The 25,642-nt window shown below is 47.7% G+C and carries 28 protein-coding genes; 15 read left to right on the top strand and 13 right to left on the bottom strand.

The window, feature by feature from the left end; genetic code table 11:
- Window positions 1-2 precede the first annotated feature (2 nt).
- Window positions 3-1,079: a phospho-N-acetylmuramoyl-pentapeptide-transferase gene (gene mraY / locus OM95_RS05185; protein ID WP_041870989.1), complete on the bottom strand. Its 1,077-nt coding sequence runs from the start codon at window positions 1,077-1,079 to the stop codon at window positions 3-5.
- 204 nt (window positions 1,080-1,283) lie between these two features.
- On the opposite strand from mraY, the gene OM95_RS05180 reads away from it, so the two are divergent.
- Both OM95_RS05180 and OM95_RS05175 read left to right on the top strand, forming a co-directional pair.
- A complete protein-coding gene (locus OM95_RS05180; protein ID WP_041870988.1) occupies window positions 1,284-1,748 on the top strand; it encodes a CBS domain-containing protein in 465 nt (154 codons plus the stop codon).
- A 20-nt stretch (window positions 1,749-1,768) separates the two neighbouring features.
- A complete protein-coding gene (locus tag OM95_RS05175) occupies window positions 1,769-1,981 on the top strand; it encodes a hypothetical protein (protein WP_041870987.1) in 213 nt (70 codons plus the stop codon).
- A 4-nt stretch (window positions 1,982-1,985) separates the two neighbouring features.
- Here OM95_RS05175 and OM95_RS05170 read toward each other — a convergent pair whose 3' ends face one another.
- A complete protein-coding gene (locus OM95_RS05170) occupies window positions 1,986-2,264 on the bottom strand; it encodes a GNAT family N-acetyltransferase (protein WP_041870985.1) in 279 nt (92 codons plus the stop codon).
- A 120-nt stretch (window positions 2,265-2,384) separates the two neighbouring features.
- Between OM95_RS05170 and OM95_RS05165 the strand changes: the two genes are divergently transcribed.
- Window positions 2,385-3,170, top strand: a complete 786-nt coding sequence (locus OM95_RS05165; RefSeq protein ID WP_041870983.1) for an EcsC family protein — start codon at window positions 2,385-2,387, stop codon at window positions 3,168-3,170.
- On the opposite strand, the gene OM95_RS05160 is transcribed toward OM95_RS05165, so the two are convergent.
- Both OM95_RS05160 and OM95_RS05155 read right to left on the bottom strand, forming a co-directional pair.
- A complete protein-coding gene (locus OM95_RS05160; RefSeq protein WP_291515596.1) occupies window positions 3,163-4,431 on the bottom strand; it encodes a HAMP domain-containing sensor histidine kinase in 1,269 nt (422 codons plus the stop codon). The two genes, OM95_RS05165 and OM95_RS05160, sit on opposite strands and share 8 nt — an antisense overlap.
- 11 nt (window positions 4,432-4,442) lie before the next feature.
- A complete protein-coding gene (locus OM95_RS05155; protein WP_041870979.1) occupies window positions 4,443-5,135 on the bottom strand; it encodes a response regulator transcription factor in 693 nt (230 codons plus the stop codon).
- A gap of 161 nt (window positions 5,136-5,296) precedes the next feature.
- On the opposite strand from OM95_RS05155, the gene OM95_RS05150 reads away from it, so the two are divergent.
- Window positions 5,297-5,734, top strand: a complete 438-nt coding sequence (locus tag OM95_RS05150; RefSeq protein WP_041870977.1) for a Spy/CpxP family protein refolding chaperone — start codon at window positions 5,297-5,299, stop codon at window positions 5,732-5,734.
- Between the two features lie 55 nt (window positions 5,735-5,789).
- Here the strand turns inward: OM95_RS05150 and murF are convergent, their stop codons facing one another.
- Together murF and OM95_RS05140 are read right to left on the bottom strand one after the other, a co-directional pair.
- Complete coding sequence (gene murF, locus OM95_RS05145; protein ID WP_041870975.1) at window positions 5,790-7,214, bottom strand: UDP-N-acetylmuramoyl-tripeptide--D-alanyl-D-alanine ligase; 1,425 nt, start codon at window positions 7,212-7,214, stop codon at window positions 5,790-5,792.
- Window positions 7,215-7,220: 6 nt separating this feature from the next.
- Complete coding sequence (locus tag OM95_RS05140; RefSeq protein ID WP_041870973.1) at window positions 7,221-8,714, bottom strand: UDP-N-acetylmuramoyl-L-alanyl-D-glutamate--2,6-diaminopimelate ligase; 1,494 nt, start codon at window positions 8,712-8,714, stop codon at window positions 7,221-7,223.
- Window positions 8,715-8,748: 34 nt separating this feature from the next.
- Between OM95_RS05140 and OM95_RS05135 the strand changes: the two genes are divergently transcribed.
- Entirely contained in the window at window positions 8,749-9,435 is a 687-nt protein-coding gene (locus OM95_RS05135; RefSeq protein ID WP_041870971.1) for a serine esterase, read from the top strand.
- On the opposite strand, the gene OM95_RS05130 is transcribed toward OM95_RS05135, so the two are convergent.
- The 6 genes from OM95_RS05130 to rsmH form a co-directional block, all read right to left on the bottom strand.
- Window positions 9,412-10,281: an NAD-dependent epimerase/dehydratase family protein gene (locus OM95_RS05130; protein ID WP_041870969.1), complete on the bottom strand. Its 870-nt coding sequence runs from the start codon at window positions 10,279-10,281 to the stop codon at window positions 9,412-9,414. The two genes, OM95_RS05135 and OM95_RS05130, sit on opposite strands and share 24 nt — an antisense overlap.
- The gene (locus OM95_RS05125; protein WP_041870967.1) at window positions 10,278-11,039 is read right to left on the bottom strand and encodes a nucleotidyltransferase domain-containing protein; all 762 of its coding nucleotides are present in this window, start codon (window positions 11,037-11,039) and stop codon (window positions 10,278-10,280) included. The genes OM95_RS05130 and OM95_RS05125 overlap by 4 nt, the downstream gene beginning before the upstream one ends.
- A 73-nt stretch (window positions 11,040-11,112) precedes the next feature.
- Complete coding sequence (locus OM95_RS05120) at window positions 11,113-12,675, bottom strand: ATP-dependent DNA helicase RecQ (protein ID WP_041870965.1); 1,563 nt, start codon at window positions 12,673-12,675, stop codon at window positions 11,113-11,115.
- A 183-nt stretch (window positions 12,676-12,858) separates the two neighbouring features.
- Complete coding sequence (locus OM95_RS05115) at window positions 12,859-14,838, bottom strand: penicillin-binding transpeptidase domain-containing protein (RefSeq protein ID WP_041870963.1); 1,980 nt, start codon at window positions 14,836-14,838, stop codon at window positions 12,859-12,861.
- Complete coding sequence (locus OM95_RS05110; protein ID WP_291515595.1) at window positions 14,839-15,072, bottom strand: hypothetical protein; 234 nt, start codon at window positions 15,070-15,072, stop codon at window positions 14,839-14,841.
- Between the two features lie 82 nt (window positions 15,073-15,154).
- Complete coding sequence (gene rsmH, locus OM95_RS05105; protein WP_041871130.1) at window positions 15,155-16,141, bottom strand: 16S rRNA (cytosine(1402)-N(4))-methyltransferase RsmH; 987 nt, start codon at window positions 16,139-16,141, stop codon at window positions 15,155-15,157.
- Between the two features lie 168 nt (window positions 16,142-16,309).
- On the opposite strand from rsmH, the gene OM95_RS05100 reads away from it, so the two are divergent.
- The 10 genes from OM95_RS05100 (at window position 16,310) to OM95_RS05055 (ending at window position 24,602) form a co-directional block, all read left to right on the top strand.
- Window positions 16,310-17,344, top strand: coding sequence for a hypothetical protein (locus tag OM95_RS05100; RefSeq protein WP_041870959.1), 1,035 nt, complete (start codon window positions 16,310-16,312; stop codon window positions 17,342-17,344).
- A 16-nt stretch (window positions 17,345-17,360) separates the two neighbouring features.
- Entirely contained in the window at window positions 17,361-18,149 is a 789-nt protein-coding gene (locus OM95_RS05095; RefSeq protein WP_041870957.1) for a uracil phosphoribosyltransferase, read from the top strand.
- A gap of 16 nt (window positions 18,150-18,165) precedes the next feature.
- Entirely contained in the window at window positions 18,166-18,696 is a 531-nt protein-coding gene (gene hpt, locus OM95_RS05090; protein ID WP_041870955.1) for a hypoxanthine phosphoribosyltransferase, read from the top strand.
- Window positions 18,697-18,837: 141 nt separating this feature from the next.
- Window positions 18,838-19,452: a paraquat-inducible protein A gene (locus tag OM95_RS05085; protein WP_291515594.1), complete on the top strand. Its 615-nt coding sequence runs from the start codon at window positions 18,838-18,840 to the stop codon at window positions 19,450-19,452.
- On the top strand, window positions 19,445-20,302 hold the full coding sequence (locus OM95_RS05080) for an MlaD family protein (protein ID WP_291515593.1): 858 nt from the start codon (window positions 19,445-19,447) through the stop codon (window positions 20,300-20,302). The genes OM95_RS05085 and OM95_RS05080 overlap by 8 nt, the downstream gene beginning before the upstream one ends.
- A gap of 209 nt (window positions 20,303-20,511) precedes the next feature.
- Entirely contained in the window at window positions 20,512-21,306 is a 795-nt protein-coding gene (locus tag OM95_RS05075) for a thymidylate synthase (RefSeq protein WP_041870953.1), read from the top strand.
- Window positions 21,303-21,812 (top strand): dihydrofolate reductase, encoded by a 510-nt coding sequence (locus tag OM95_RS05070; RefSeq protein WP_041870951.1) that lies wholly within the window; start codon window positions 21,303-21,305, stop codon window positions 21,810-21,812. Before OM95_RS05075 ends, OM95_RS05070 begins: the two co-directional genes overlap by 4 nt.
- 104 nt (window positions 21,813-21,916) lie before the next feature.
- Window positions 21,917-22,222: a PilZ domain-containing protein gene (locus OM95_RS05065; RefSeq protein ID WP_041870949.1), complete on the top strand. Its 306-nt coding sequence runs from the start codon at window positions 21,917-21,919 to the stop codon at window positions 22,220-22,222.
- Between the two features lie 15 nt (window positions 22,223-22,237).
- Window positions 22,238-23,251 carry a UDP-N-acetylmuramate dehydrogenase gene (murB, locus tag OM95_RS05060; RefSeq protein WP_041870947.1) on the top strand — a complete coding sequence of 338 codons (1,014 nt, stop codon included), beginning with the start codon at window positions 22,238-22,240 and terminating at the stop codon, window positions 23,249-23,251.
- Between the two features lie 112 nt (window positions 23,252-23,363).
- A complete protein-coding gene (locus tag OM95_RS05055; RefSeq protein ID WP_041870945.1) occupies window positions 23,364-24,602 on the top strand; it encodes a M14 family metallopeptidase in 1,239 nt (412 codons plus the stop codon).
- Window positions 24,603-24,634: 32 nt separating this feature from the next.
- Here OM95_RS05055 and OM95_RS05050 read toward each other — a convergent pair whose 3' ends face one another.
- Window positions 24,635-25,642, bottom strand: coding sequence for a hypothetical protein (locus OM95_RS05050; RefSeq protein ID WP_041870943.1), 1,008 nt, complete (start codon window positions 25,640-25,642; stop codon window positions 24,635-24,637).

Below are 25,642 nucleotides of genomic sequence, written 5' to 3'. Positions count from 1 at the left end.
TCTTACCTCAACTTCAGAGTCGATAGACTTAATACTGCCAGCAAAATAGAGATGATCCAGAAACGCACGATGATTTTCGTTTCCGTTAGACCACCTAATTCAAAGTGATGATGGATCGGCGCCATTTTGAAAACGCGCTTTCCCGTCATTTTAAAAGAGATCACCTGGGTGATAACGGACAACGCCTCTACCACGAAAACCCCGCCCAAAAGCACCATCAAAAGTTCATTTTGAGTGATCACGGCCATCGTCCCTAGGAAACCTCCCAATGACAAAGATCCGACATCCCCCATGAACACTTGCGCGGGATAGGCGTTAAACCACAAAAATCCCATTCCTGCAGCAACAATCGTCGCCGCGACCGGAGTCAACTCACCCGCGCCCACAACGTGAGGAATCTGCAGATAATTGGCGATGGAAAAGTGCCCCGTTACATAGGCAAATAAGCCCAGAGTTGCGGCGGAAATCATGACCGGTACAATCGCCAAGCCATCAAGGCCGTCCGTCAAATTCACCGCATTGGCTGTGCCCACGATAACCAAAGACGCAAAAACGATATAGAAATAACCTAAATCCAAAGAGATGGATTTAATGAAAGGCACCGTCACCGCCGTGCTCAATCCATGATAATGCACCAACAGAGCCACGACGCCGCCACTGATCAAAAACTCTCCGGCCAAACGAATCTTGCCCGAAAGTCCTTTGGTGTTTTTCTTACTCACTTTGAGCCAGTCATCCATATAACCAATCAAACCAAAGCCCCAAGTGATAATCAGAACACCCCAAACCAAGGGATTCATCATATCCACCCACAACAAACAAGGAACCAAGGTTGATAGAAGAATCAGCCCCCCGCCCATTGTCGGCGTGCCGGCTTTTTTCTTATGCGTTTGTGGTCCATCGTCACGAATGGACTGACCAAAGTGCTTCATCTGCAAACGACGAATAAAATGCGGCCCCCACATCCAGCACAACAGAAAAGCTGTGAAGAACGAGATGAACGTACGGACGGTCAAGTACCTGAAAACATTCAGAGGCGAAAACTGATCCGCCATCGAATAAAGCCATTGGTAAAGCATGCTGAAAGTATCCTCTGTTGTGACTTATAAATTTAAATTTCCTAGGAACTTAAAGGGTTTAGCATGAACCTCTTTGTAAAAGCAAGGGAAAGTTAATAACTTATTGATTTCATTGGTGTTTTATCAATCTTATGAGATATGACACATATCATGTTATAAACAAATAGAAATGATAAACTTTAAAAGTGATGAAGGAGGTCCGTTGTGAAACTTGTATTGAAAGATCACATGACTAAAAAGCTGATTACTGTGTCGAGAACTGCCTCAGCGGCGGAAGCGCAACGGCTCATGGCCAATTATTGGATTCGGCATTTGCCAGTGATGGATGAACAAGAAGACTACATTGTCGGCATGCTTTCAGACCGGGATCTGATTCGCGCCCCGTCTGCGGAGGTGAGCGTCGACACATTAATGACTTCTCCGATAAAGACTTTTGACATTGAAACTCCGATCGCCGACGTCGTCGATGGGATGATCGAAGAAAAGGTCTCGGCCTTTCTCATCACTAAGAAAGACGAAGTTGTTGGTATCGTTACCAGCGAAGACATGTTGATTGTCCTTCATCAGATCTTAAATAAAGAAGATGGTATTACCTGGAATCTCAGCGAGATTCTGGTGAATCCGGCTTTGCAACGAGCTGCTTATCTCGTGGGCCAAGCCGGTATATAATTCCAGCAAAGGGGGATTGTATGACTGACAAAGCTGCGAAACCCAAATTCCCTAGTCATCGCATGAACTACGGAAAAATGAATGAACATGATGCGCGCGCCTCGGGCTATACAAACAAGCAGGGGCACGCCGTTGATATGGCAAAACCGGATGTTAAGGGCTCGCCAACGGGAGCCCTGACCGATATTGGAGCCGGGCGCTCTTCTGTGGTTCATCCGGCAAAAAAATCTTAGAGCATCATTGATGTTTTAAAATGGCTTTTTCTTCGGGATGTTTTTCGAACCATTTTTTAACATAGGGACAGGTTGCGATCACTTGGGCCTTTTCACTTTTTGCTAGCTTAAGAGCTTCACGCACCAACTGATCCGCAACATTTTTTCCGCGCGCCTCGGGAGGAACTTCTGTTGAATAGAGATCATAGGAGTTGTCCTGGCCGCGACGATAAAGAATATGCGCCTCGCCGCCCTCGACCATCGTAAAAATTTTCTGCCCTTGAACATCATGTTTAAAATCCATCTCAACCACCCTGTTAAATGTCGACTCATTTCATCTTATAACTAAAAAACAAACCCGCAAGTCTCGACATCGTGTAAAATACTTGTAACTGACAGTGCGTCACCATTGAAGGAGACTCGCATGCAAATGGATTCCGTCGACTTACAATCCCTGCGAATAGCGAAAGAACTTTTGGAAAGACCTGGCATCACCGCGCGAATCGCGGCGAAAATAGGAACTCCTGTCGAAAAGGGACTCGCTCTTCTGCCAGACAGGTTGCAAAAAACCGTGCATAGAGCGGCGGAAAAATCGATTCACATCGCCTACGACATCGCCATGCGAACCGTCGAGCCGTCTACGAAAAAAGACTCCAACAATCTGGGACATAAGCTGGCGGTCGCGGGTACCGGCGGAGCAGGAGGATTTTTAGGTCCCGCGTCCTTGCTGATTGAACTCCCGATTTCCACGACTTTGATGATGAGATCCATCATCGATATTGCCCAAAGCGAAGGCGAGGACATTGCCGACGTCGACACCAAGCTTGCCTGCCTGGAAGTTTTCGCTTTTGGCGGACTGAGTACCGCCGACGATGCTGCGGGCTCTGGTTATATTATGACTCGCGCGGCTTTATCAAAAGCTTTTACAGATGCCGCGAAATCCGTTCTGGGAAAAAGTCTGGCGGAAGAAACGGCTCCTTTATTCGTGCGTCTTTTTTCGAGTATCGCTTCCCGCTTCCAAGTGGTGGTTGCGGAAAAAGTGGCGGCTCAATTAATTCCCCTTGTCGGAGCCTTGGGCGGCGCCACTATCAACGTGATTTTCATGGATCACTTTCAAGACATGGCGCGCGGACATTTCGTGGTCCGTCGTCTGGAAAGAAAGTATGGAATTAACGAAGTGCAAACTTTGTATCGGGAACTTATTATTTGATGGGCAGACGAATTGTAAATTCACTGCCCACGTCTATTTGACTACGGACCGAGATGGTTCCTCCATGTGCTTCCACCACAGCCCGCGCAATTGCCAATCCTAAACCAAACCCCGAGGCCCCTGGCGAACGGGCCGGATCAGCTCGATAGAACGGTTCAAAAATATGCGTCAGATCTTTTTCAGAAATACCAATGCCATCATCTTTGAGCTTCAAAACCCAAAAATCGCAATCCTTATTTAAAAGAATTTCCAAAGACCCGCGCGTGCCGGGCTTTACATATTTGATCGCATTTTCAACAAGATTTCTTAAAACACGCTGCATTTGCATTCCATCCAAAGGCAGCGATGCCTCTGAAGGAAGTTGCAGTTTCATTTGCACCAAGGACTCATAATCCGCGGCCACACTGGCGATCAGTTCGCTTAAGTTGGTATTGGCTTTTTTTAAGGATTTGGCGCCCTCTTTCAAACGATAAGACTCTAAGATCTGATGAATCAAATCTTCCATTTTCGCGAGGTCCTCTTTAATCGAGACCTTCATTTTTTCATCCGCCAGCAGATCCACAGCCACCCCGACGCGGGTCAAAGGGCTGCGCAACTCGTGACTGACATCGCGCAGAAGCTGTTCTTTGGCGACAATCATTTTTTCCAGGCCATCAGCCATATTATTGAAAGAATCCGCAATGACACCAAACTCTCCACGATGGCGGGTTTGAATGCGATATTTTAAGTTTCCCTGAGAAATTTTATTTACACCCTCGACCACCGCCTTGATCGGCGACATCATCCAGCGAATAGTCAGAAAGCTCATGGCCATGATGAAGAAAATAAACGCCGCCGCCCAAAGAAAAGGAAAGACCCAGGCCCGCGGCATATCCGCGTTGGCAATAAACCATACGGTTCTGGGTGAAACTCCCTTCACTTCCGCGAAGTAAAATCCATTCACCCGACCTAACGAAAGTTTATTGGAAAAATCTTTGTCTTTCTTTTCTGTCACGGCGAAGGATGGAAGTCCCTGCCGATCGGCCACGTCTTCAAATCCTTCACGACGGACCCGCAAATGCAAATCTTCGCGAAGTGCTTCGATATCAGCGGCCGTCTTGATTTTATCACTTAAAGATTGCAGATAATAAACAGCGTTGCTTTCAATCACGGGCGACAAAGACTTTTCCGGACTTAACGAGTGTCCTAACAAAGCCAGTCCGCCAACAATGAAGATGGCCGTCAAAAGAAAAGTCAGAAACACCTTGATCAATAATTTCATTCCACGCGGTTTCACAGTGCTTCCTCCACCGGAGCGATAAAACAATACCCCTCGCCCCAGACAGTTCTTAGAAAGATCGGTGCTTTGGCAGGATCTTTGAGCTTTTGGCGCAGACGACTGACAGCCACATCGATACTGCGGTTGTAGGCCTCCCAATCGACACCACGAAGTTCATCCATGATGCGATCCCGGGAAAGACTTTGCCCCGCATAGGTCATCAGCAGTTTTAACAACTCGTATTCGTGTGTGCTCAGATTCAGATTCTGATTTTCCAAAAACGCCGCTCGCAACTGGGTATCCAGCAGCAACGCCCCGGAGCGCAGTTTTGTGCCGACAGAGGTTTTTTTATAGCGACGGATCAAGCTTTTCATTCGCGCGACAAGTTCGCGCGCTTCGAAGGGTTTGGGCAGATAGTCGTCCACTCCCAACTCCAACCCCAGAACCTTGTCAGAGGTTTCGCCCCGGGCAGTCAGCATTAAGATCGGCAGGTCACTGAAGGCGCGGATTTTTTTACAGACTTCAAAGCCATCCATTTCCGGCAACATCACATCCAGAATAATCGCATCAAATTTATCGCGCTTTAAAGCCGACAGAGCCTCTGAGGGGAGGGTGAATTGCACCGCCTCCAGCTCGAACTGGCTGAAATACTGCTTTAACAAGTCCCCTAATTTCTGATCGTCATCGATCAAGGCTATGCGATTCATGCCTTTATATTAGTTCATAAAAGGTTTTGGCGAAAGGGTTAAACCCCAGAATAATCAAGCAGTTACAATTTGTTACAAATATTAACAACCCAGCAACCACTGCCAGGCTGTGAAGCTCTACACTGGTCTTCAAGAAACCCACTCACCTCAAAGGAGCTGTTATGAAAATGGGAATTAAAAGAAAATGGCCTCGCGTTTTGGGCGTCGCCTTGGCTTTCGCTGGACTTGGTTTAATGACTGGATGCCATCGCAGTCCTGAAGAAAGAATTAATGCCGTAAGTGAAAAGATCGCCGATAAATTTGATTTCAATGAACAGCAAAAGGTTCTTCTTAAAGATATCACGAACGAGCTCAAAAAAGACTTTGCTGAGGAAAAAGCCACTCGCCAGTCTTTATATGGCGACTTGAAAGCAATGCTTCTTGCCGACGAACTTGATAAAGGCAAAATCAAAGAAGTGCTTCAGGCACGGCAGGCGCGCATGGATGCACGGGTCGACAAATATCTCGATAAAGTGGCCGTGTTGCACAAAAGCCTGACCGCTGAACAGAAAAAGGAACTTGTCGAAAAAATCGAGAAGTTTCACAAAAAGTGGGAGTAGCTTATGTATCTTGCGCTTTTCACCACAGCGCTGAACCTGTCCAAGGTTCAGCGTGTTACTGCTTCTCCGCGAAGTCCAAAGGTTCACAAGGGAATACAAAGCGTTCCAGCTTTGTCCCGCGTGATGCCTTCACGACAGCAATATCTCCAGATTGTAAAAACCGTCCCAAATCCTGACCCGAAGATTCCTTAAAATCTTTTTCGATCAGTGAGGGATTTTTATAACCGGCTTTTTGCAAGCCTTTCCCAAAGGCTTCATAGTCGTCTCCGATAAAATAGACTTTATCGAATCCCGCTTGCCCCACCCAAGTGCCCAACTCTTCATGCAAAGAGGCTGAGGCACTTCCTAATTCGCGCATCTGCCCGAAGACACCCACTTTTCGCCCTGGCACAGTTAAGAGCTTCATATTATCAATCAGCGCTTTCATGCTATCGGGGTTGGCATTGTAAGCGTCAAAGATCATTTGTGCGCCCGATTTTAAATTCACAAGCTGATTGCGGCCCCAGTTGGTTTTACAATAAGGCAATCCCTTCCAAACCTGTTCCGCCGTCAAACCCGCTGCCAAGCCCAAGGAGGCTGCTGCCATCAGATTGGTTAAGTTCTGGGAACCGAAAACCTGAACACTCGCTGATCCTGACTTTCCCGCGATACTTCCTTTAATAGAAAGTTCGCCCATATTCATGGCAGAGATCGTCAGATGCACGTCAGCCCGCGGGTCTTCCGACGAAAAAGTTAGAATTTTTTCACGTGGATACTTCTTCTCGACTGCCTTGACGTACATGTTATGAGTCTGTGGATTGTCCAGATTATAAATGCGCAGGGTGTTCATGTCGGCGGCTTCATAGATTTCTTCTTTGGCTTCGGCCACTTTTTCGATGCTGCCGAAAAACTCCATGTGCGCTCGGCCCACCATGGTGCAGACCACGACGTCAGGCTCGGCGATATGAACCAGCTCTGTCAATTCACCGGCATGATTCATTCCCATCTCAACCACTGCCACTTCGGCATCAGCCGGAATTTGCAGAAGTGTGAAAGGAACGCCCCAATGATTGTTGAAAGAACCTTTGTTGTAGTGAACTCTTTTTGCGGAACCAATGAGCGCCGCCGTGAACTCTTTGGTCGTCGTTTTTCCATTCGAACCAGTGATACCTAAAACCTTCGCTTTAGACTGGCGGCGTGCCCACGTCCCTAATTGTTGCAATGCCTTCAACGTATCAGACACCTTCAGAATCGTAACTTGTCCCTGAAGTTTTTTTACAAGCTCGCTGTCCTCGTGAACCAAAAGACCCGTGGCCCCTTGCTGAACCGCTTTATCAAGGAATTGATGGGCATCAAAAGCCTCACCTTTTAACGCTAGGAAAAGCTGCCCTTTAAGATCGGCGCGTGTGTCCGTGCCGAGACCCTGAAATTTTTCATCTTTACGTCCAAGAACTTGGGCTCCGGTTACATTGACAATGGTTTGCACGTCCATGGCTCTCATTGTTTTTTATCTCCCTTGCAAGGCTTCTTCGGCTACTTTCACGTCACTGAATGGAAATTTTTCTTTGCCGATAATTTGGTAGTCTTCATGTCCCTTCCCGGCAATAAGAACAACATCGCCGGGTTGAGCTTTTTTTATGGTCTGATGAATAGCTTCTTTACGATCGACATAGACCGAGGTCTTTGTTTTATTCGCAGAATCTGTCACACCCATTAAGATATCATCGATAATACTTTGCGGATCTTCCGTCCGCGGATTGTCCGATGTGATCACGACCTGATCGGAAAAACGCAGAGCCATTTGCGCCATTAAAGGACGCTTCCCTTTGTCTCGATCTCCGCCGCAACCAAAAATCGTCCAAATTCGCGCTGAGGAATTTAGATTCTCGCGCACTTTTGTTAATGCGGTTAAGACATTCTCAAGGGCATCTGGAGAATGGGCATAATCAACAAACACCGCAAGATCCTGTTGATTAGGAACCGATTGCAGACGACCCGGTACACCGGTGAAAGCCTCTAAGGCTTCAATACAAATTGCCAAAGGAATTCCGGCGGAAAGTCCCGCTCCTAACGCGGCCAGGGCATTCAAAACATTATGCGTGCCCGACATTGGAAGGCGCACTTCCCCTTCACCAAGCGGCGTCTGCACTTTGAAATGAGTCAGCGCGAAATCCATTTTCAAAATTTCGTAACGAATATCTGCATCCTTAGCCCCGTAAGTCCAAAGAACCGCCGGATCAGCGACCTTCAAACGACGGCCATACTTATCCACCGTATTAATAATGGCATAACAGGGTTTCTTTTCGGTCTTCCATAACAGATCCGTGAAAAGCCGTTGTTTGGCCTCAAAATACTGATCCATGGTTTCGTGATAATCCAAATGATCCCGGGTCAGGTTCGTGAAGATGACCGTGTTAAATGGAACACTGTCGACGCGCTTCTGATCCAAAGCGTGCGAGGACACTTCGATGGCTACGGCCATGGCCCCCTCATCGCGGAATTCACGCAGACGTTTTTGCAAAAATACAGGATCCGGCGTGGTCATTTCTGATGGCCAGACTTTTTCGCCCAGATGATGATTGACCGTGCCAATGACTCCGGTGGGAATTTTTCCGGCGTTTAAAATTGCCTCGGTCATATACGTCACGGAAGTTTTTCCGTTTGTTCCGGTCACACCGACACAAAAAAGTTCCTGTCCCGGATCCAAGTAAAAACGACTGGCTAAAAGATCCAGAGTTTCCCGTGAGTTGTCCGTTGGGAAGATGAAGCCGCTAAAGCCCTGTGGAACTTTGGTGCGATCTTCGACAACCAAAGCCGCGGCCCCTTTGGTAACAGCGTCGTTCAAAAAACTGTGCCCATCCAGTTTGCTACCGCGGATCGCAACAAAAACCGCTCCAGGAATTACCAGACGCGCATCATTAAAAACGCCGCTGACTTCCACATCTGGCACAGTGTAATTCGAAATTCCTGGAATGCTGGCAAAGAGATTATTCAGTTTCATAGACTCGGTTTCAAGAATAGCGTATGACTAAGTTATGAGACAACTCGGAAAGATACATTGCCAAGAAATAAATAATGACGATAACGCGCCCTGGGTGATCTTCTTTCACGGCTTCGGCGCTGACTGTAATGACCTTTTTTCTTTGGGGGATATGATTTCCACCAAGAAGACCTACAATTGGCTTTTTCCGAATGGAATTTTAGAAGTGCCCATTGGACCAGCCTGGATGGGACGCGCCTGGTGGACCGTCAATATGCTAGAGATCCAAGAGGCTCAAGCTCGCGGCGAGCACCGCGACTTCAGCAATGAAACGCCGAAAGGTCTTCCCAAGGCTTACGACGCCGCCATGGAAATGATTCGGCAACTCAAAGTGCCTTGGAACAAAATTGTCCTGGGTGGATTCAGTCAGGGCGCGATGCTCGCGACAGAAATTTATCTACGTGCGCCCGAAACTCCCGCTGGACTTGTCATTATGTCGGGAACCTTGCTGCATCAGGAAGAATGGAAGAAACTCATTCCGGCTCGTCAAGGACAACGATTCTTCCAAAGTCACGGCGAAATGGATCAGGTTCTGGGGCATAAACAAGCGCAAAAGCTCAACACCCTTTTGAATCAAAACGGAATGAAAGGGTCGATGTTAAGCTTTCGCGGCGGGCACGAAATCCCCGCCCCTGTGATCATGAAAATCGGTGAATACTTAAACTCGATTCAAGCTGACTAAGAGCGAATGAAGCCACTGGCTCACCGGTTGTGCTTTAAAGCCGGCGGCCTTGGCTTTTTCGACATTTAAAAACCAGTCCTCGGTAATTCCATACGGGGACCAGTTTTCTGGCGAAGGCTCTTGCAGCAGGTGCGCTTTTTTTCCCGTGATAGCTTCGATGTCCTGAACAAGTTCTTTGAGGGGAATGGCATCCTCAGAGGCGAAATTAAAAGCGCCTTCGTGTTTAGAATGTACCAACCACAAGAGCGCGCGAGCCGCATCCTCGGACGTGATAAAAGAAAATTTGGCATTTAAGTTGGGAAAATAAAGAGGCTCTTCGTCTCTGATTTTCTTAATATGCCCCCACAGACGGCCGGTGTAATCATCTTCTCCGACTACAACAGGAAAGCGGGCGAATGCACACTTAAAAGGGGCTTTGGTCGCAAAGTAGTTTTCCGCCGCGCGCTTCCCTTCTCCATATTCTTCGGCGGGATTGGTAGGCTTTTTCGGCTGGTACAAGAAGGGGTTGTAGCTATCCTCCTGAAGATTCCCTCCTAAGGAATACACGGACATGGTCGAAGTCATAATGTAATAAGGCGTTTTTTCCGCAAACACCTCACAGCTTATTGCCGCATCATTGGGGGTCATGCAGACCTGATCGACGACCAAGTCAAAAGATAGAGAACCCACCGCCTGAGCCAGGGATTCTTGGTTCTTACGATCCCCTTTGAGTCGATGCACACGAGCGCCAAAATCATCCTCCTGTTGGCCCCGGGAAAGAACCCATATTTCATGACCTTCTTGAATCAGCGAATGCACAAGTCTTCGGCCAAAGTATCTGGTCCCACCTAAAACTAAAATCTTCATAAAGAAACGTCCTTTGGAAATTTTGTCATTTTCATTTTTAAATCAGCGGCGGCTTCTTGCATCGAGCGAATATTTGAAACCTGCAGCAGTTTTTCGATATAAGCGGCTTCGTCCGCGGGCAGGTCCCGATACAGGTAACGCATGCCAAAATCATGCTTCTGAGGTGCGCGTTGACCGCGTAACAGTTGCACCCACATCATCACGAGTCTCTGATAGAACGTGTAACTGTCAATGTACTTTCCGCGCATCGATTCCTTTAAAAAAGTTCGATAAAGTATTTCGAAGCGGGCAATCCATTGAGACCAATCCATTTTTTTGGAATTTTCATAGCGGGGCGATTGTGCGGCGGCCTGCAAAATACCGCTCTTATCGAAAAGCAGGACCGGCGCACCATGGCGTTCGACATTGAAATATTCCGCGTAATCCGCAGGTTCCAACGACTGAAAAACACCGGCATCGACGTAGTAGGTGCTGGGGGCCTGCTCTAAGACATAAAACTTCTGAGAAAAATTCTTCCACGGCGAGTCTTCCACATTCCAGATGTGTTCGATCGGAAAAAGCTGTCGCAAAGAAGCCTCGATAATTTTGAATATTTCTTCAGGAGAAGAACTGATGACGACAATGTCAGTGTCGGACAAAGAGTCCTCATAGCCGGTGGCTGTCGAGCCCCCCAACCAGGCCGCTTGAGCCCGTGAAGAAGATTTTAGGTTTTCAGATAAGGCCTCTATGATTTTGTTTTTATCAAATGCTTCCGCCATGGAAAAATTATGGCGGGACTTAATGGGGATCTCTACCGAGAATTCCAAGTACTAAGATATAGGACGCCAAGTTCTAGCGGGTTAACTCTGCCAGGACGTCCCAACCAAATTTTTCAATTTTGGCGTCGCCGATGCCGTAAACAGACTTCATTTCCTCAAGACTTTGCGGGTTTTTCACGGCAAGATGTTTCAAAGTTTGATCGCTGAAGACCACAAACGCCGGAGCATCCAGTTCTTTGGCTTTCGCTTTTCTCCACTGGCGCAAAATCTCGTAACGCTTTTCTTGGATGTCATCCAAAACGAAATCCAGGTCTGAGGCCTTGGGCTTTTTCGTCTTCTTCAAAGTCGATTTAATTTTTTCCAGAGTGGTATCAAGCACCAAAGAGGGCGTTAGTGGTTTTAAAATACGACGCACAGACTTCGGATCACAGTTGTCACAGTGACCACAACGTTCGATGCGTTGCGAGTCTTTGTAGTACGTAAGAATCTCGGCATGACGACACTCACCGCCCTCTGAATAATTGACGAGTGCCTCGAGATTGCGCCAACGCGCACTTTTGATTTCCTCTGGCGCTTCCGAAGAATGAATAAAGTAGGACTGCAGCCCCTTGTCTTTCTTCGAATACAAAGTCAGACAGGTGGATTCGACACCGTCACGTCCACCCCGGCCCATTTCCTGATAAAGGGCATCGATGTTTGCAGGAATCTGATAGTGCACGACCAAACGCACATCCGGCTGATCGATTCCCATACCAAAGGCATTGGTCGCGACAAGAATTCGCAGAGCCCCCTCGGCATAAGATTCCTGCGTTTGCGCCCGGACTTCTGCGGAAAGGCCCGCATGATAAAAGCCAACCTGCTTGAATTTTTTCTGCAACAACGCCGCGGTAGATTCGGTCACCTTGCGAGTTCCGCAATAGACAATGATTCGCCCCGTGGGCGTAGACTTAATACTTTGAAGAAGCAGCTCCAGCTTGGCTTCTTCATTTTCACAAAGTTCAACTTGATAATAAAGATTGGAACGGTAGAAACCATGGACCATGCGTTCTGGCTTTTGCAAATTCAGATGTTTGGAAATATCGTCCAACACCGTTGGCGTTGCCGAAGCAGTCAAAGCTAAGATCGGAACATGAGGGCACAGTTTTTTCAAAATACTCAGTTGTGCATACTCTTCACGGAAATCATGGCCCCATTGTGACACACAGTGCGCTTCATCGACGGCAAAAAGTGCGATGGGCTTATGTTGCACCCATTTTTGAAAGCCCTCTTTTTGCGCTCTTTCCGGAGAAAGATAGAGCACGAAAGCGCCGCCTTTATTTAACTCGGCAAAGACCTCACGTTTTTCATCATCGGATTGCCCCGAGTGCAGACATCCAGCGGGAATTCCCAGCCTGCGCAAAGCCATCACTTGATCTTTCATCAAGGCAATCAAAGGCGAAATAACAATCACCAGCTTTTGAAAGTGCACCGCTGGATATTGATAGCACAGGGACTTACCGCCACCCGTGGGAAGAACTGCTAAAACATCTTTATTGGCGAGTACGGCGTCGATGATCTCTTGTTGCCCACGGCGAAACTGGGAAAGCTTGAAATATTTTTTTAAAAGATCGGAAGGCGACGCCTGCTGGATTTCCATATTCGAGTACTTTCTTTGAAAGAGGAAGGTGAAGCAACAAATATCTGAGCTTCCAGAGTAAACTCGAAGAGCAAAGAACGAACTGGATTAGGTTTTAATTGAGACTCGAAAGACTGACACAACTGGCCGATGTTTGAAAAAAATCGGACAAAAAAAAGGGAAGACTATCTCTTCCCTTCACTTTTACTTCATGATGACTGTGATTTCTTTGGATTCCGGAAGAAGAGAGCCCGCATCCGGAATGGTGTCAGCGACAACCCCCTGGCCGACAAATTTCACCTTCAAGTCCTGACCGTTGATACGGCGAAGAACTTCTCGTGTCGTCAGATTCTTCAAGTTAGGAACTGTTTCGCCGGTCATCACCTCTGTCACCTTATCAAGCTCAGAAGCCGTCAATACTTCTTTTACAGGAATCTTCACCGCAGGTTTGGGTTCCGCGGCGATACGACGCACTTTTTTATCCACCGTCGAAACTTCCGCAATCGGCAACGGCGCAATGCCTTCTTTGCGGACGGCGTAAGAGGCCATGCGCGCAAAAAGAGGTGCTGCCACGGTAGCGCCATAATATGCTTTGCGAGGCGAATCCACTGCCACATAAATCACGAATTTTGGATCATTCGCAGGGATGAAACCACCGAAGCTTGAAATATAAGCACCTTTTAGATACCCGCGACCGTTGGGATTCACCTTCTGCGCAGTTCCCGTTTTACCACCCACCATAAAACCGTCAACACGAGCGTTACCGCCCGTTCCGCCAACGGTTGTAACACCAACAAGCATTGCCCGCATCTGGGCTGCTTGTTCGGCTGTTAAAACTCGGCGGATGGGTTTTACTTCTGCTTCTTTCAACTCGCCTGTTTCGGCATCACGAATGCTCTGTACGATGTACGGTCGATTCAAAACTCCGCCGTTGGCGATCGCGGCAAAAGCGTTGGCGATTTGCAATGGTGTCGCGGAAATACCGTGACCGAAAGAGATATTACTTAGCAAGTGCTGTCTCCAAGGCAAAGCTTGCACCATGCCCCGTGCTTCTCCGGGAAGATCCACACCCAATCTTTGGCCGAAGCCAAAATCCAGAAGTCCCTGACGAAGTTTGTCTGAGCCCATCTTAAAAGCAATTTTCGTCGTACCCACATTTGAAGACACCGCCAGAATTTCAGAGACTGTCAGGTCCTCGAATTTCTCTTTGGATTCCGCCTCGCGAATAATGCGATCGCCCACTTTGAAGCTGCCCTTTTCACAGTAGAACTTGGTGTTGGGTTGAATCAAACCGTCCCGCAAGGCGGCGGCGATCACGAAGGTTTTCATCGTCGAGCCCGGCTCAAATGCATCTGTGACGATTTTATTGCGACGATGTTCGGCGGCCGCTTTCATCGCCTTATTGACATCAAAGGTGGGCGCTGAAGCTAAAGCCAAAACCGCGGAAGTCTTCGCATCCAGGATAACACCTACAGCGTGATCCGCTTCAAAAGTAGAGACGGCGTTGGCCAACTCGCTTTCCAATCGATATTGCAGCTCAGAGTCCACCGTCAGACGCAATTCGCTTCCTTCTGGATTCTCAATGAACATCAAGCCATCATTGATCAAAGGACGACCACGAGCATCCCGCTTGACCGAAACTTTCTTTTGGTTTCCGGCCAGCAACTGATTGTAACCTAATTCCAGCCCTTCCAACCCCTGACCTTCAATTCCTAAAAAGCCCAAGGTCTGCGCCAATAAAGTTTCATTCGGATAAACCCGACGCCATTCTTCAACGAAGGAAAGTCCACGGATGTCCCAGGATTTGATCTCGTCAGCGGCACCTTGATCCAACATCCGCTGAATCCACACGAAGCGACGATTCCCGTCTTTGATCTTCGCATAAACAGACTCGTAGGACTGGTTTAAAACTTTGGCGAGTTTCTTCGCTGCCAGTTTTCGATTTTCAATAATTTTGGGATCCGCATATAAAGAATAGGCCGCAGCCGACATCGCAAGATCACGCCCATTGCTATCCACGATGGCTCCGCGACGCGCTTGCAGCGTCACCTTGGTTTGAAACTGCCGGTTCTGCAACGAATTCAAGCGATCATTCGGTAAAAACTGCAAATACCCGGCACGCAGAATCAAGGCTGACCATAGAACCAATATACCTACAAAAATAATGACGATACGTGATTTCAATTACAGGTCCTTTTTTGCGATATCTTTATTCACCACTTTTTCCACATCACTAGCGACAGGACCGCTGAGGTGGATAATCTGATTGGCTTGGACTTTTTTAAGAGTGAATTTTTGCTGCGCCATTGTATCCAGCAATTGCGGTCGGGTGATTTTCGCCAAAGCGATTTCTTTGGTGCGCTTTTCTTCCCACACTTTTTTATGTTCGCGGGTCAGCTTTAAAACGCTGTAACCCATGCGCCGCTCCTCCATCTGCAAAAAGACGATGGAAAACAGGGTGAAGATGATGACGAGAATACTAAAAAAAGGTTTTAACTGCCTAAAGTTTTCCGAGCTCATCCTGAGCACTCCTCTCGAAGACTCTCAACTTCGCGGAGCGCGAGCGAGAGTTTTTGTCACACTCTTCCTGAGTGGGAACAATCACTTTTTTATAAACGGGGCGACCAAGATCTTCAGCATCTTTGAAGATATTCTTCACGATACGGTCTTCCAAAGAATGGAAGGTGATGACGGCTAAACGCCCACCAGGATTCAAGGACTTCATCATGGCTGGCAAAGCCTGTTCGACAACTTCCAGTTCCGAATTCACAGCCAGGCGCAATGCCATAAAATATTTGGTAGCGGGATGATGCCCTTTGATTTGCCACCCATCGACACGCTCGATAAGGCCTGCCAACTGACTGGTGGATTGAAAAGCTTTGGTTTTACGGTCATGGACAATGGCGCGAACGACGCGGGCCGGGCGATACACTTCACCGTAGTCTTTGAAGATTCGAATGAGTTCTTCCTCTGAAGCCGTATTCACAAGCATCTCTGCTGTCATTCCTTGTTGCTGATTCATTCGCATATCCAGGGGGCCATCGTGATAAAAACTAAAGCCGCGCTCCGCCTGGTCTAATTGCGGAGAACTCACACCTAGATCTAAGAGCATCATATCAAAATTATTCAGATTGTGTTCCGAAAATTGAGAGAAGTTTCCATGTATTATCGTTAACTGGCCCTGCTCGACGTCCGTCTGGAAGCGGGTTTTAGCGAAATTCACCGCGGCTAGATCTTGGTCCATGACCGTGGCTTTCATCTGGGGAATCACATAGCGCACCGCCGAGTAGTGACCGCCCCGCCCGAAAGTGCCATCGAAATAAGTGGGCTTTTCTTTTGCGCGAAAAGGATAAAAGGCGGCTAGAACTTCTTGCAGTAAAACGGGATAGTGCTCGGGAGAAAACTCAAAAGGCAGCTCGACTTTTGGCGGGATGATTTCTTCTTTAATCTCTATTTTTTCACCGGACTTCGGCTTGTACTTCTTCATAGCTGCGGCTCTCGATCTGTAAAAGCACTTGGTAAAAGGGTCGCGGACACCGCGCGAGGAGCGCTCGGTCCCGGCCATTTTATTCACGCGCTCTAGGATTCTCTCTTGAGATTTCAAGGTATGAATTATTCTATTGAGCGTCAAGTCGCTTTGTCTTAACCTAATTTTATGTTGATCAACTGTCCACGCTGTGGGTTCCAACAACCGAAAGATAAATACTGCGCACAGTGTGGCGTTGATATGGAAAGTTTTAAACCAGCGACACCTCCGCTGTGGAAGCGGGTTTTCGGCAATCCTTTGATTCAACTTTCTCTTTTGGTTGTCATTGCTGGTGGCGTCGGGATCAGTCTTTATCAAAAAGGTCAGCAAAACCTTGAACGGCGCGTGAACTATCTTAAATCGACAGTTCAGATCAACCCGTCCCCGAATACAGCTCCTGCAGCAGGCCCTGAGGCGGCCGAGCCCTCGCCGACGGATCAAGCTTCTCAAGAACCGCAAGTTGACGCGAAGAACGATGCCGCTGATGGCGTGGTGACTGCCTACAAGGTAGCGGCTCCGGCCCCGGCTGCAAGCCCTACAGCTTCAGCGACCGCCAGTCCCACCGGAACAGAAAAATCAGCGCGCGCCGTTGCTAAAAACGAGGCCCACTTGGTCGTCTATTACGCGGAAGTCGGTCGTGGCAGTCTGAATGCGATTATGGGCGCCAGTCGCAACACCGGCCAATTCATGAATTTTAACGACTATGCCGCGGGAATTTTACCCACGGTGGATTCTAATATCAATCGGCCACAAATCACGATTTTGCACAAAGAAGAACGGGCTCTTGATGGTGCCGGGACGATTCAATGGTCGTATTCCATTAAAGATCGCCGTGATCCAACGATTGAAATCGGTTTGACCACATTTTTTGAAATCAATGAAATTGAGGGCAACACGCTTCGGGGCAATCTGGAAATCCAAAGAACCTGGAAAGATCCCACCCCCTCGGGCAACTTTGAAGTTCAAAGAAAGTCTTTTCCCGCCATTTTCGAAATCGGTGGCCGCACCGGGTTTTTCCTTGCCGGAGTCATGCCTGCGCAGTCTAATCTGGAAAACGATGACGAACTGACAGCCATCGATGTTTTTAAGATTTTGCGTTCGCCCCGTTTTCGTGCGGGCGACAGCGAGTTTGTGATCTTCATCGAGTTCGTCAAGGGCAACTAGTCACCAAAGGTTCAATATGACGTTTCATCAAGAACTGAGACACAAATACGGGTCTCAGGTGCACATCATTGACAGTCCGTTCCTGAGTGGTCTTTTAGCGCGCTTGTGTTCTGCCGATTGCTTTCAACCCGAAATCAATCGCATTGTTGAAGTGCTTTATACGCACCTGATAGCCGTTATCATGAATAACGAGTTCACATTAGAGAACTTCATCCAACCCACGCGCATGTCAGAGGCGCATCCCGACAAATTACTTCAGGGTGTGCGCCTGTCCGCCGAGCAAAAGGCCGTCAGCGTAAATCTGGCCCGGGCCGGGACCTACCCCAGTCATATTTGCTATAATGCCCTCCATTTTTCCCTGAAGCCGCAAAACGTGCGTCAGGATCATATCTTTGCAGCCCGCGTGACGAACAACAAAGACAAGGTCACAGGGGCAGAGTTTGGCGGCATGAAAATCGGGGGCGACGTTAAAGACGCGCATGTCATCTTCCCGGACCCCATGGGAGCGACCGGAAACACAATGATCACGGCCGTAGATCACTATAAAACTCATATCGAAGGACCCGCAAAAAAGTTTATTGCGTTAAACCTGATCGTAACCCCTGAATATTTGAAGAATGTACTTAGCGCCCACCCTGATGTCGTGATCTATGCCTTAAGGCTTGACCGAGGGCTGTCTTCTACGGCAGTTTTAGAGGCTATTCCCGGGGAATATTGGGATCAAGAACGCGGCCTGAACGACAAACAATACATCGTCCCTGGCGGCGGCGGCTTCGGCGAGATCATGAATAACTCTTTTGTGTAGATATGGAGAGAGCACTATGACAAACCTTTCACTAAAACCTTACATCACTGAAGAACAAATTCAGGCCAAAGTAAAAGAGTTGGGCGAAACTCTGTCCAAGAAATTTAAGGACGAAAAAGTTGTCGCGGTCTGCGTTCTTAAAGGCTCTTTCATGTTCTACTCGGATTTAATCCGCAACATCAATGCGGACATCACTTGCGAGTTTTTCGGTGTAGCATCTTATCACGGTGGCACTTCTTCTTCGGGTGAAGTGAAAGTGACTTTGGATTTGGCGAGTCCGGTCGAAAACTGCCACGTGATTTTGGTGGAAGACATTATCGATACCGGCCTGACGATGAATTACTTGAAAAATGCAATTCTATCTCGCAAACCGAAAAGCCTGACGACAGTATCGTTGTTGGAAAAACCAGATGCCTTGAAGGTCAAATGCGATATCGACCATGTCGGCTTCAAAATTCCAAACGATTTTGTCGTCGGATATGGCTTGGATTATCAGGGTTATTATCGCAACCTTCCTTACATCGCCCAAGTTCAGAACTTCCAATAAACAGCTTCTTTTTGTTTCCGATAAAGCCCTTTGTTTCCACAAAGGGCTTTTTTTTTGCCGCTTTACAGCCTTTCATTTGCATCTCTGCAAGCCCAGTCATTGCAGAATGACCCCCGCTCGGCTCAAGCTAAAATCGCCTGCATGGAAGAAACGAAAACGCCGACGCGATATTTGGTCTGTGAGGTTTGCGGGTATCATATGCCTGTTCCCGTTCACGTGCGCGCCACAATTATTTGTGATCGTTGCGGAAGTCGGAATACTCGCCTTAATCCCAAATCAACTAAACTGACTGCGGCCTTTTCATTCACGGCATTGATCCTTTATTTGCCCGCCAATTTCTTTCCATTTATGACCTTAGAAATCTATGGCAACAAAACCACGTCTACAATCTGGAGCGGCATCCTGCAGCTGTCCGACACGGGTTACTGGCCAATAGCGATTATTGTATTTTTAGCCAGCATTCTGATTCCGCTGATGAAGCTGCTCATTTTGTTCTATCTGTCAGCCACAGCTAAAAACAACCGACGCGCGCGCTTTAAGACCACGCTTTATCATATTGTCGAAGCCATCGGTCGCTGGTCGATGCTGGACATTTTTCTTTTAGCGGTCTTAGTTGCCATTATGAAATTAGGAAACCTGGCCGAAGTTCGACCGGAATCAGGATCCATCATGTTCCTGCTTGTCGTGATTTTTACGATGCTCGCATCGGCGTACTTCGATCCACAAATGTTATGGGAAAGAGAAAGCGATGACTGAAACAGCCACAGAACAACGTGTGAAAGCCCTGAAAGCTGGATGGTATATCTGGTTATTCCCCGCCTTTGCTATTGCCATTTCAGTGTGGCTTTTTTGGGGTTATTGGCAGCAGCGTGGTCCCCATATAAAAATCTTCTTTGATGATGGCTCGCAGATTCAACCCGGTAAAACACAAATTCGTTACCGAGGAGTGACGATCGGTGATGTTCACAAAGTGATGATCTCTAGAGACAAAAAGGACGTTGTGGCGCATGCTATTTTGTATAAACACGCTGAAGAATTCGCAGTGGAAGGCACCCGCTTCTGGTTGGTCACCCCCAAAGTCAGCCTGCAGGGCGTTTCTGGCCTCGAGACCCTGATCGAAGGGGCTTATATTTCCGTCGATCCCGGAAAAATCGGTGGCCCCATAAAAAAGGAATTCAAAGGCAAAGAGGGCGGAGAATCCAAAGACCCTCTTGAGGACACTAGCACTTATCAACTGGAAACTAGCAATCTCGGTTCTGTCAGCGCCGGCGACTCGGTCACCTTTCGCGGATTGAAAGTCGGCACCGTCACGAAAGAAATCTTGTCCAAGACCGGGCAAACCGTTCTTCTGCAAATCAATATTTTAAATCGTTATGTTCGTGTCGTCAGAACAAACACTGTGTTTTGGCGTTCTTCCGGGATTAAGGCGAAGTTAGGTTTATTCAAATCCGAACTAAAAATCGACGCTCTGGATACGGTTCTTCGTGGCGGAGTCGAGCTTGCAACACCTTCACCCGCAGGAGAAATGGCGAAGGCTCAAGCGAAATTTTCTTTACTCGCAGAGCCCCCGAAAGACTATGAAAAGTGGAACACGGTTCTGGAATAACAAGGTCCCAACGCCTGGGTCCGTCAGGTTTTAACAAAGGCTTGTCTTATAGGGCCGCTTTCAGTGTCGAGATGTGCAGCAAATAGGCAACAAAGCCTTTCATGACACAATACGAAACCCCCTTTGGGCCCTGCGATATGCCTGCATTTCCATAGACAAAAAAGACAGGTTCCAAAATACTGTTGCTAAGCACCTCTCAGGGAGGATCGATGAAGCAGTACCACGATCTTATTAAGTTCGTTCTTGAAAATGGCACAAAAAAAGAAGACCGCACCGGAACCGGAACTATTTCCACTTTCGGCTATCAAATGCGCTACAACCTCGAAGAAGGTTTTCCTCTTTTAACGACAAAGAAGTTGCACACGCGGTCGATCTTTCATGAACTTTTATGGTTCCTTAAAGGTGAAACAAATATCAAATATCTGCACGACAACAAAGTAACCATCTGGGATGAGTGGGCGGATGAAAACGGCAACTTAGGACCGGTCTATGGTAAACAGTGGCGCTCTTGGGAAACCGCCGATGGTCGTACGATCGATCAAATTTCCAACGTGGTTGAACAAATCAAAAAAAATCCGAATTCTCGACGCCTTTTAGTCGTGGCGTTCAATCCGGGCGATGTTGATAAAATGGCGCTGCCACCCTGCCATGCCTTTTTCCAATTCTATGTGGCTAACGGCAAACTGTCTTGTCAGCTTTATCAAAGAAGTGCCGATATTTTTCTAGGCGTGCCCTTCAATATCGCCAGCTATGCCTTACTGACTCATATGATCGCTCAAGTCTGTGATTTGGGTGTCGGTGATTTCGTTCATACTCTGGGCGATGCGCACCTTTACACGAATCATCTGGAGCAGGCGCAACTGCAACTGACTCGTGACTTCCGTCCTCTTCCTCAGTTGAAGCTAAATCCAGAGGTGAAGGATCTTTTCGCCTTCACTTACGAGGATATTGAAATCGTAGGCTACGACCCGCATCCTGCGATCAAAGCGCCGGTGGCTGTATGATTTTAACCCACGTTGTGGCCTGCTCAAAAAATCATGTCATCGGAACTCAGGGAGGCCTTCCTTGGAGTCTTCCTGAAGACATGAAATTTTTCCGCGATACTACAAAGGGTCATATTATGATCATGGGAAGAAAGACCTTTGACTCGTTCAACGGCCGCTCTCTTCCCCATCGCTATCACATCGTGATCACGCGTGATCCGTCAAAACACAGCTTTCCGTCCACAGAATCCAGCCCGGTGGTTTTTGTTTCTTCTCTCGACGAAGCGGTGGCACACGCCAAGCCTCTGACTGAAAAATGGGGCGACGAAGTTTTTATTATCGGCGGCGGAGAAATCTACAAGCAGTCCATGGCCATAACCGACAAAGTGTATCTGACCCTTATTCATCAGGAGTTCCCGGGTGACACCTATTACCCGCAAATCGACGAAAAGGTTTTCACACAGACCGCACGTCGTGACGTCGAACTGCCCATTCCATTTTCGTTTCTTACCTACATTCGCAAATAGAGTCCAGATTACAGTCTCATTTTGAGAACCGGGAGTTTTGGACTCTACGAACACGATATTTCCTCCGACAATAAAGTCAGGAACATGTCGTCGCCGGAGTCCCCATGAAAACCTCGCAAAGATTTGCCACAAAAGAAACTGCGAAAATCGAAGTTTATGGCCATATCGGAACTCTGGTTGCGCATTTAAAAAATCTTTCTCAGACCGGCGCCTTTCTTGAGGTGTCACAAGGAGACTACGTCCCGCAAAAGGGCGATCTTCTAAATATGACCGTCCAGCTCGACAGCGTTCGACGTACGCACAACGTTGCGGCAGAAGTGATTTGGAGCAAAGGCCTGGGACTTGGCATTTGTTTTATTAACAAAGATCAGGTTCTGGAAAGAATGATGGCCAAAGCCGTCAGCTTCTAATAAAATCTGTACACCATGCAGATTCGCACAAAAGTTGACCTTAGCTCATTTAATACTCTTCAATTGCGCTCACAAGCAGAGCACTTTGCAGAGCTCTACTCCCCTTCGGATTTGCATGCTCTGCAAAATGATTCTTCCCTAAAAAAGTTGAATTGGAATATTTTAGGTGGCGGAAGCAACCTTGTACTTCCCTCTTCCATCTCTGGCTTAGTGCTGAAGGTTTCAAATCAAGGAAAAGAACTTGTCGCCGACGACAAGGATTTTTGGTTCGTGAAAGTGCAAGCGGGCGAAGTTTGGAATGATTTCGTGCAGTGGACTTTGCAGCAGGGTTACTGGGGATTAGAAAATCTTTCTCTTATTCCGGGAACTGCGGGCGCTTCGCCAATTCAGAATATCGGGGCTTATGGCGTCGAAGTGAAAGACAGCATTTGGGAAGTCACCTGTCTGGACTTACAATCTGGCGAAACAAAAAAGCTGAACAACAAGGAATGCCAGTTCGCCTATCGTGACAGTTATTTTAAAAACGACGGTGCTGGTCGCTATCTTGTCTGGGATGTGACCTTCCGTTTGCCCAAACAGAACATTCTGCATCTTGAATACGGAGACATCCGTAAAGAACTGGAGCGCCAACAACTGGCTGCAGATCCACGCACTATTGCCAACGCCGTCATTCACATTCGTCAGTCCAAGCTTCCCGATCCAAAAGTCATAGGAAACGCAGGCAGCTTCTTCAAAAATCCCATCGTTTCAAAAGAAATGCGCGACGCCATTTTAATGAAACATACGGACCTGGTCAGTTATCCTTACCTGAGCACGAATTTCAAACTTGCCGCCGGGTGGTTGATTGATAGAGCTGGCTGGAAAGGCAAAAAATTAGGGCCTGTCGGCATGTTTGAAAAGCAGGCTTTGGTTCTGGTGAATCACGGTGGCGCCTCTGCAGACGACGTCTGGAAACTTGCCAATCAGGTCAGTGGCGACGTAAAAAATATGTTCGGCGTGGAAATCGAGCCAGAACCCATTCGCTGGTAAAATTAAAACAGCTAGACCTAAGGCTGTGTGCACTGACTAAAGACTTGTACCTCGACAAAGATAAATGACACTAAGGTATTCCTGACAGAGATGTCAGACCCAAGGAGGGGTTATGAAAATCACCAAGGTGCTCGTTGCAGCCGCTTTTGTGGCGGTTGGCTTTCTGCCTTTTCAAAATGCCTACACTGTTGATTCGACACAATATTGGATGAAGGTGCGCGCCAAAGATAAGTTTGAAAGATCTTTGATTGCCAATACCGGTTTGTCTATTGAAACCACCCGTGAAGATTACGTGATCGGTGTGGGAAGCCTTGAAGAAAAGAATGCTCTGGAGCGCATGGGCTTGCTGGATGTCAGCTTTCCTTTGACCGACGCAATGGACTTCCCCGCAAAAGACGCCGCTTTCCACAACTATGCGGAAATGACTGAAAAACTTCGCAACCTGGTTGCTTCTCACAGCGCGATTTCACAGATGAGTTCGATCGGCAAATCCGTCGAAGGCCGCGATATTTGGGCAGTACGAATCTCCGGCAACTTGGCCCAAGCCGACACCGTTCCCGCTTCTTTATTTATGGGTGGCCACCATGCCCGTGAACATCTGTCGATTGAACTTCCTATTTACTATATTGAGTATCTTCTTACCGAGTACGCCAGCGGCAATCCGCGCATCCAACGTTTGGTCAACAGTCGTGATATTCATATCATTCCCATGGTCAACCCCGATGGCGCGGAATACGATATTTCAACAGGCAGCTATAAATCATGGCGAAAAAATCGCACCCGCAATAGCAACGGAACTTACGGCGTCGATTTGAATCGGAACTATGGTTATGGCTGGGGTGGCGGCGGTGCCAGCACCAGTCCGAACAGTGAAACTTTCCGGGGCCCTAACGCTTTCAGTGAACCTGAAACGCAAGCCATTAAGAAGTACGTGGACACTCATGAAAACATCACGATCCTTCTTTCATTCCACACTTATTCTCAGTTAATTCTTTATCCTTGGGGCCATGTCTACGAAAGCATCGCCAATACCCAGGACAAACAAGTTCACGAAACCATGGCAAAAAAAATGGCCGAGTGGAACGGCTACACTCCTCAACAATCCTCAGAGCTCTATATTGCTAGCGGCGACACCACGGATTGGTCTTATGCCGAACACAAGATCATCTCTTTCACCTTTGAACTGGATCCTGGCAACAGCGGTTGGGGATCTGGGGGCTTCTATCCTGGCGCAGGCGTGATTCCGGAAGTACAAAGAAAAAATCTGGAACCTGTTCTGTATTTGATTGAATACTCTGACAACCCTTACCGGGTTCTGAATTCTGGTAACGGACCTATCTTCAAACCTTAAATTAAAAAACCCAGCTTCGGCTGGGTTTTTTATTATCTTCTTCCTTCAATTTCTTTCCCACGAATCCGCAAATGAGATCCTCCAAATTCCTTGGTGCGTTTCTCTTTTATGCCAAGATGGTTATTCACAAACTCTTCGCACTCACCGGCTAAAGGATCCCCCGAAGGCTTTTGACAGCAGCGTAAGACTGCGGCTGGAAGTTTATTGAGTTTCAAATGAGGATCCTGCTTCATCGTAATCGAATAATCTGCTGCCGTAAGTCCCTTGTTGAAGCGCGTGACCTCTTCTCCGTTGATCCAAATATGAGGACCTTCACCTTTGTTACAGGAAATTTCCAAGGATGTATGCGCTGTCTGCGCCAAAATCTCGCTGATCTCTTGAATACTCGATAAAGACAGACTGTTGCCGTATTGAGACAGGCATTTTTTCGTCATATCCTGATTTTTATTGTAGTAATAGTTATCACGACAGCGTGCCAATGGAGACTCCGTGGACGCTTCCCGCGTCAGCCAAAGAGCGGCCGCCATCGAAACTTCAAGACAGCCCGAGCTGACTACCATATTGCAAGTCAGTGACGCGTGGGCCGAGGGAAGAAATAGAGACCACAGCCCGGCCCCCTTTTTCTCTGACGAGAGGACTCGCATACTGATAAAGCGGCGCAAGTAAGATATTTGTTCTTCTAAAGTGGCATAGCGCTCGAGCTCTAACTTATGGCCGTTCACCACGTAGGTCCTACCAAAGTAGTCGGCGATTTCGACCGCGAGCTTCGTGCCATTAGAAAACTTGTAAGTGATTAAACGTCCTTCGTTTTCAATCTGGGGCATTTCTAACCACAGCTTTTTTTCGATCAGATTCTGCAAATATTTTACTTCTTCATCGGTTAAATGCGGCTTCATTCTTGCCAATGCTTCTGAAGGAGTTTTCAGATGGGAAAAACTTTGTGCCAGGTCAGCAATAATCTTCTTTTCCACGTCCTGCCTAGGGGCGGAATAAACAGACATCGAAAATAGAAACCCGAGGATCAATACAGGGATCTTCAT

The sequence above is a fragment of the Bdellovibrio sp. ArHS genome, from assembly GCF_000786105.1.
GTDB lineage: Bacteria > Bdellovibrionota > Bdellovibrionia > Bdellovibrionales > Bdellovibrionaceae > Bdellovibrio.
Note: the sequence above shows the minus strand (reverse complement) of the source record. Positions and strands in the feature narration are given on the sequence as shown.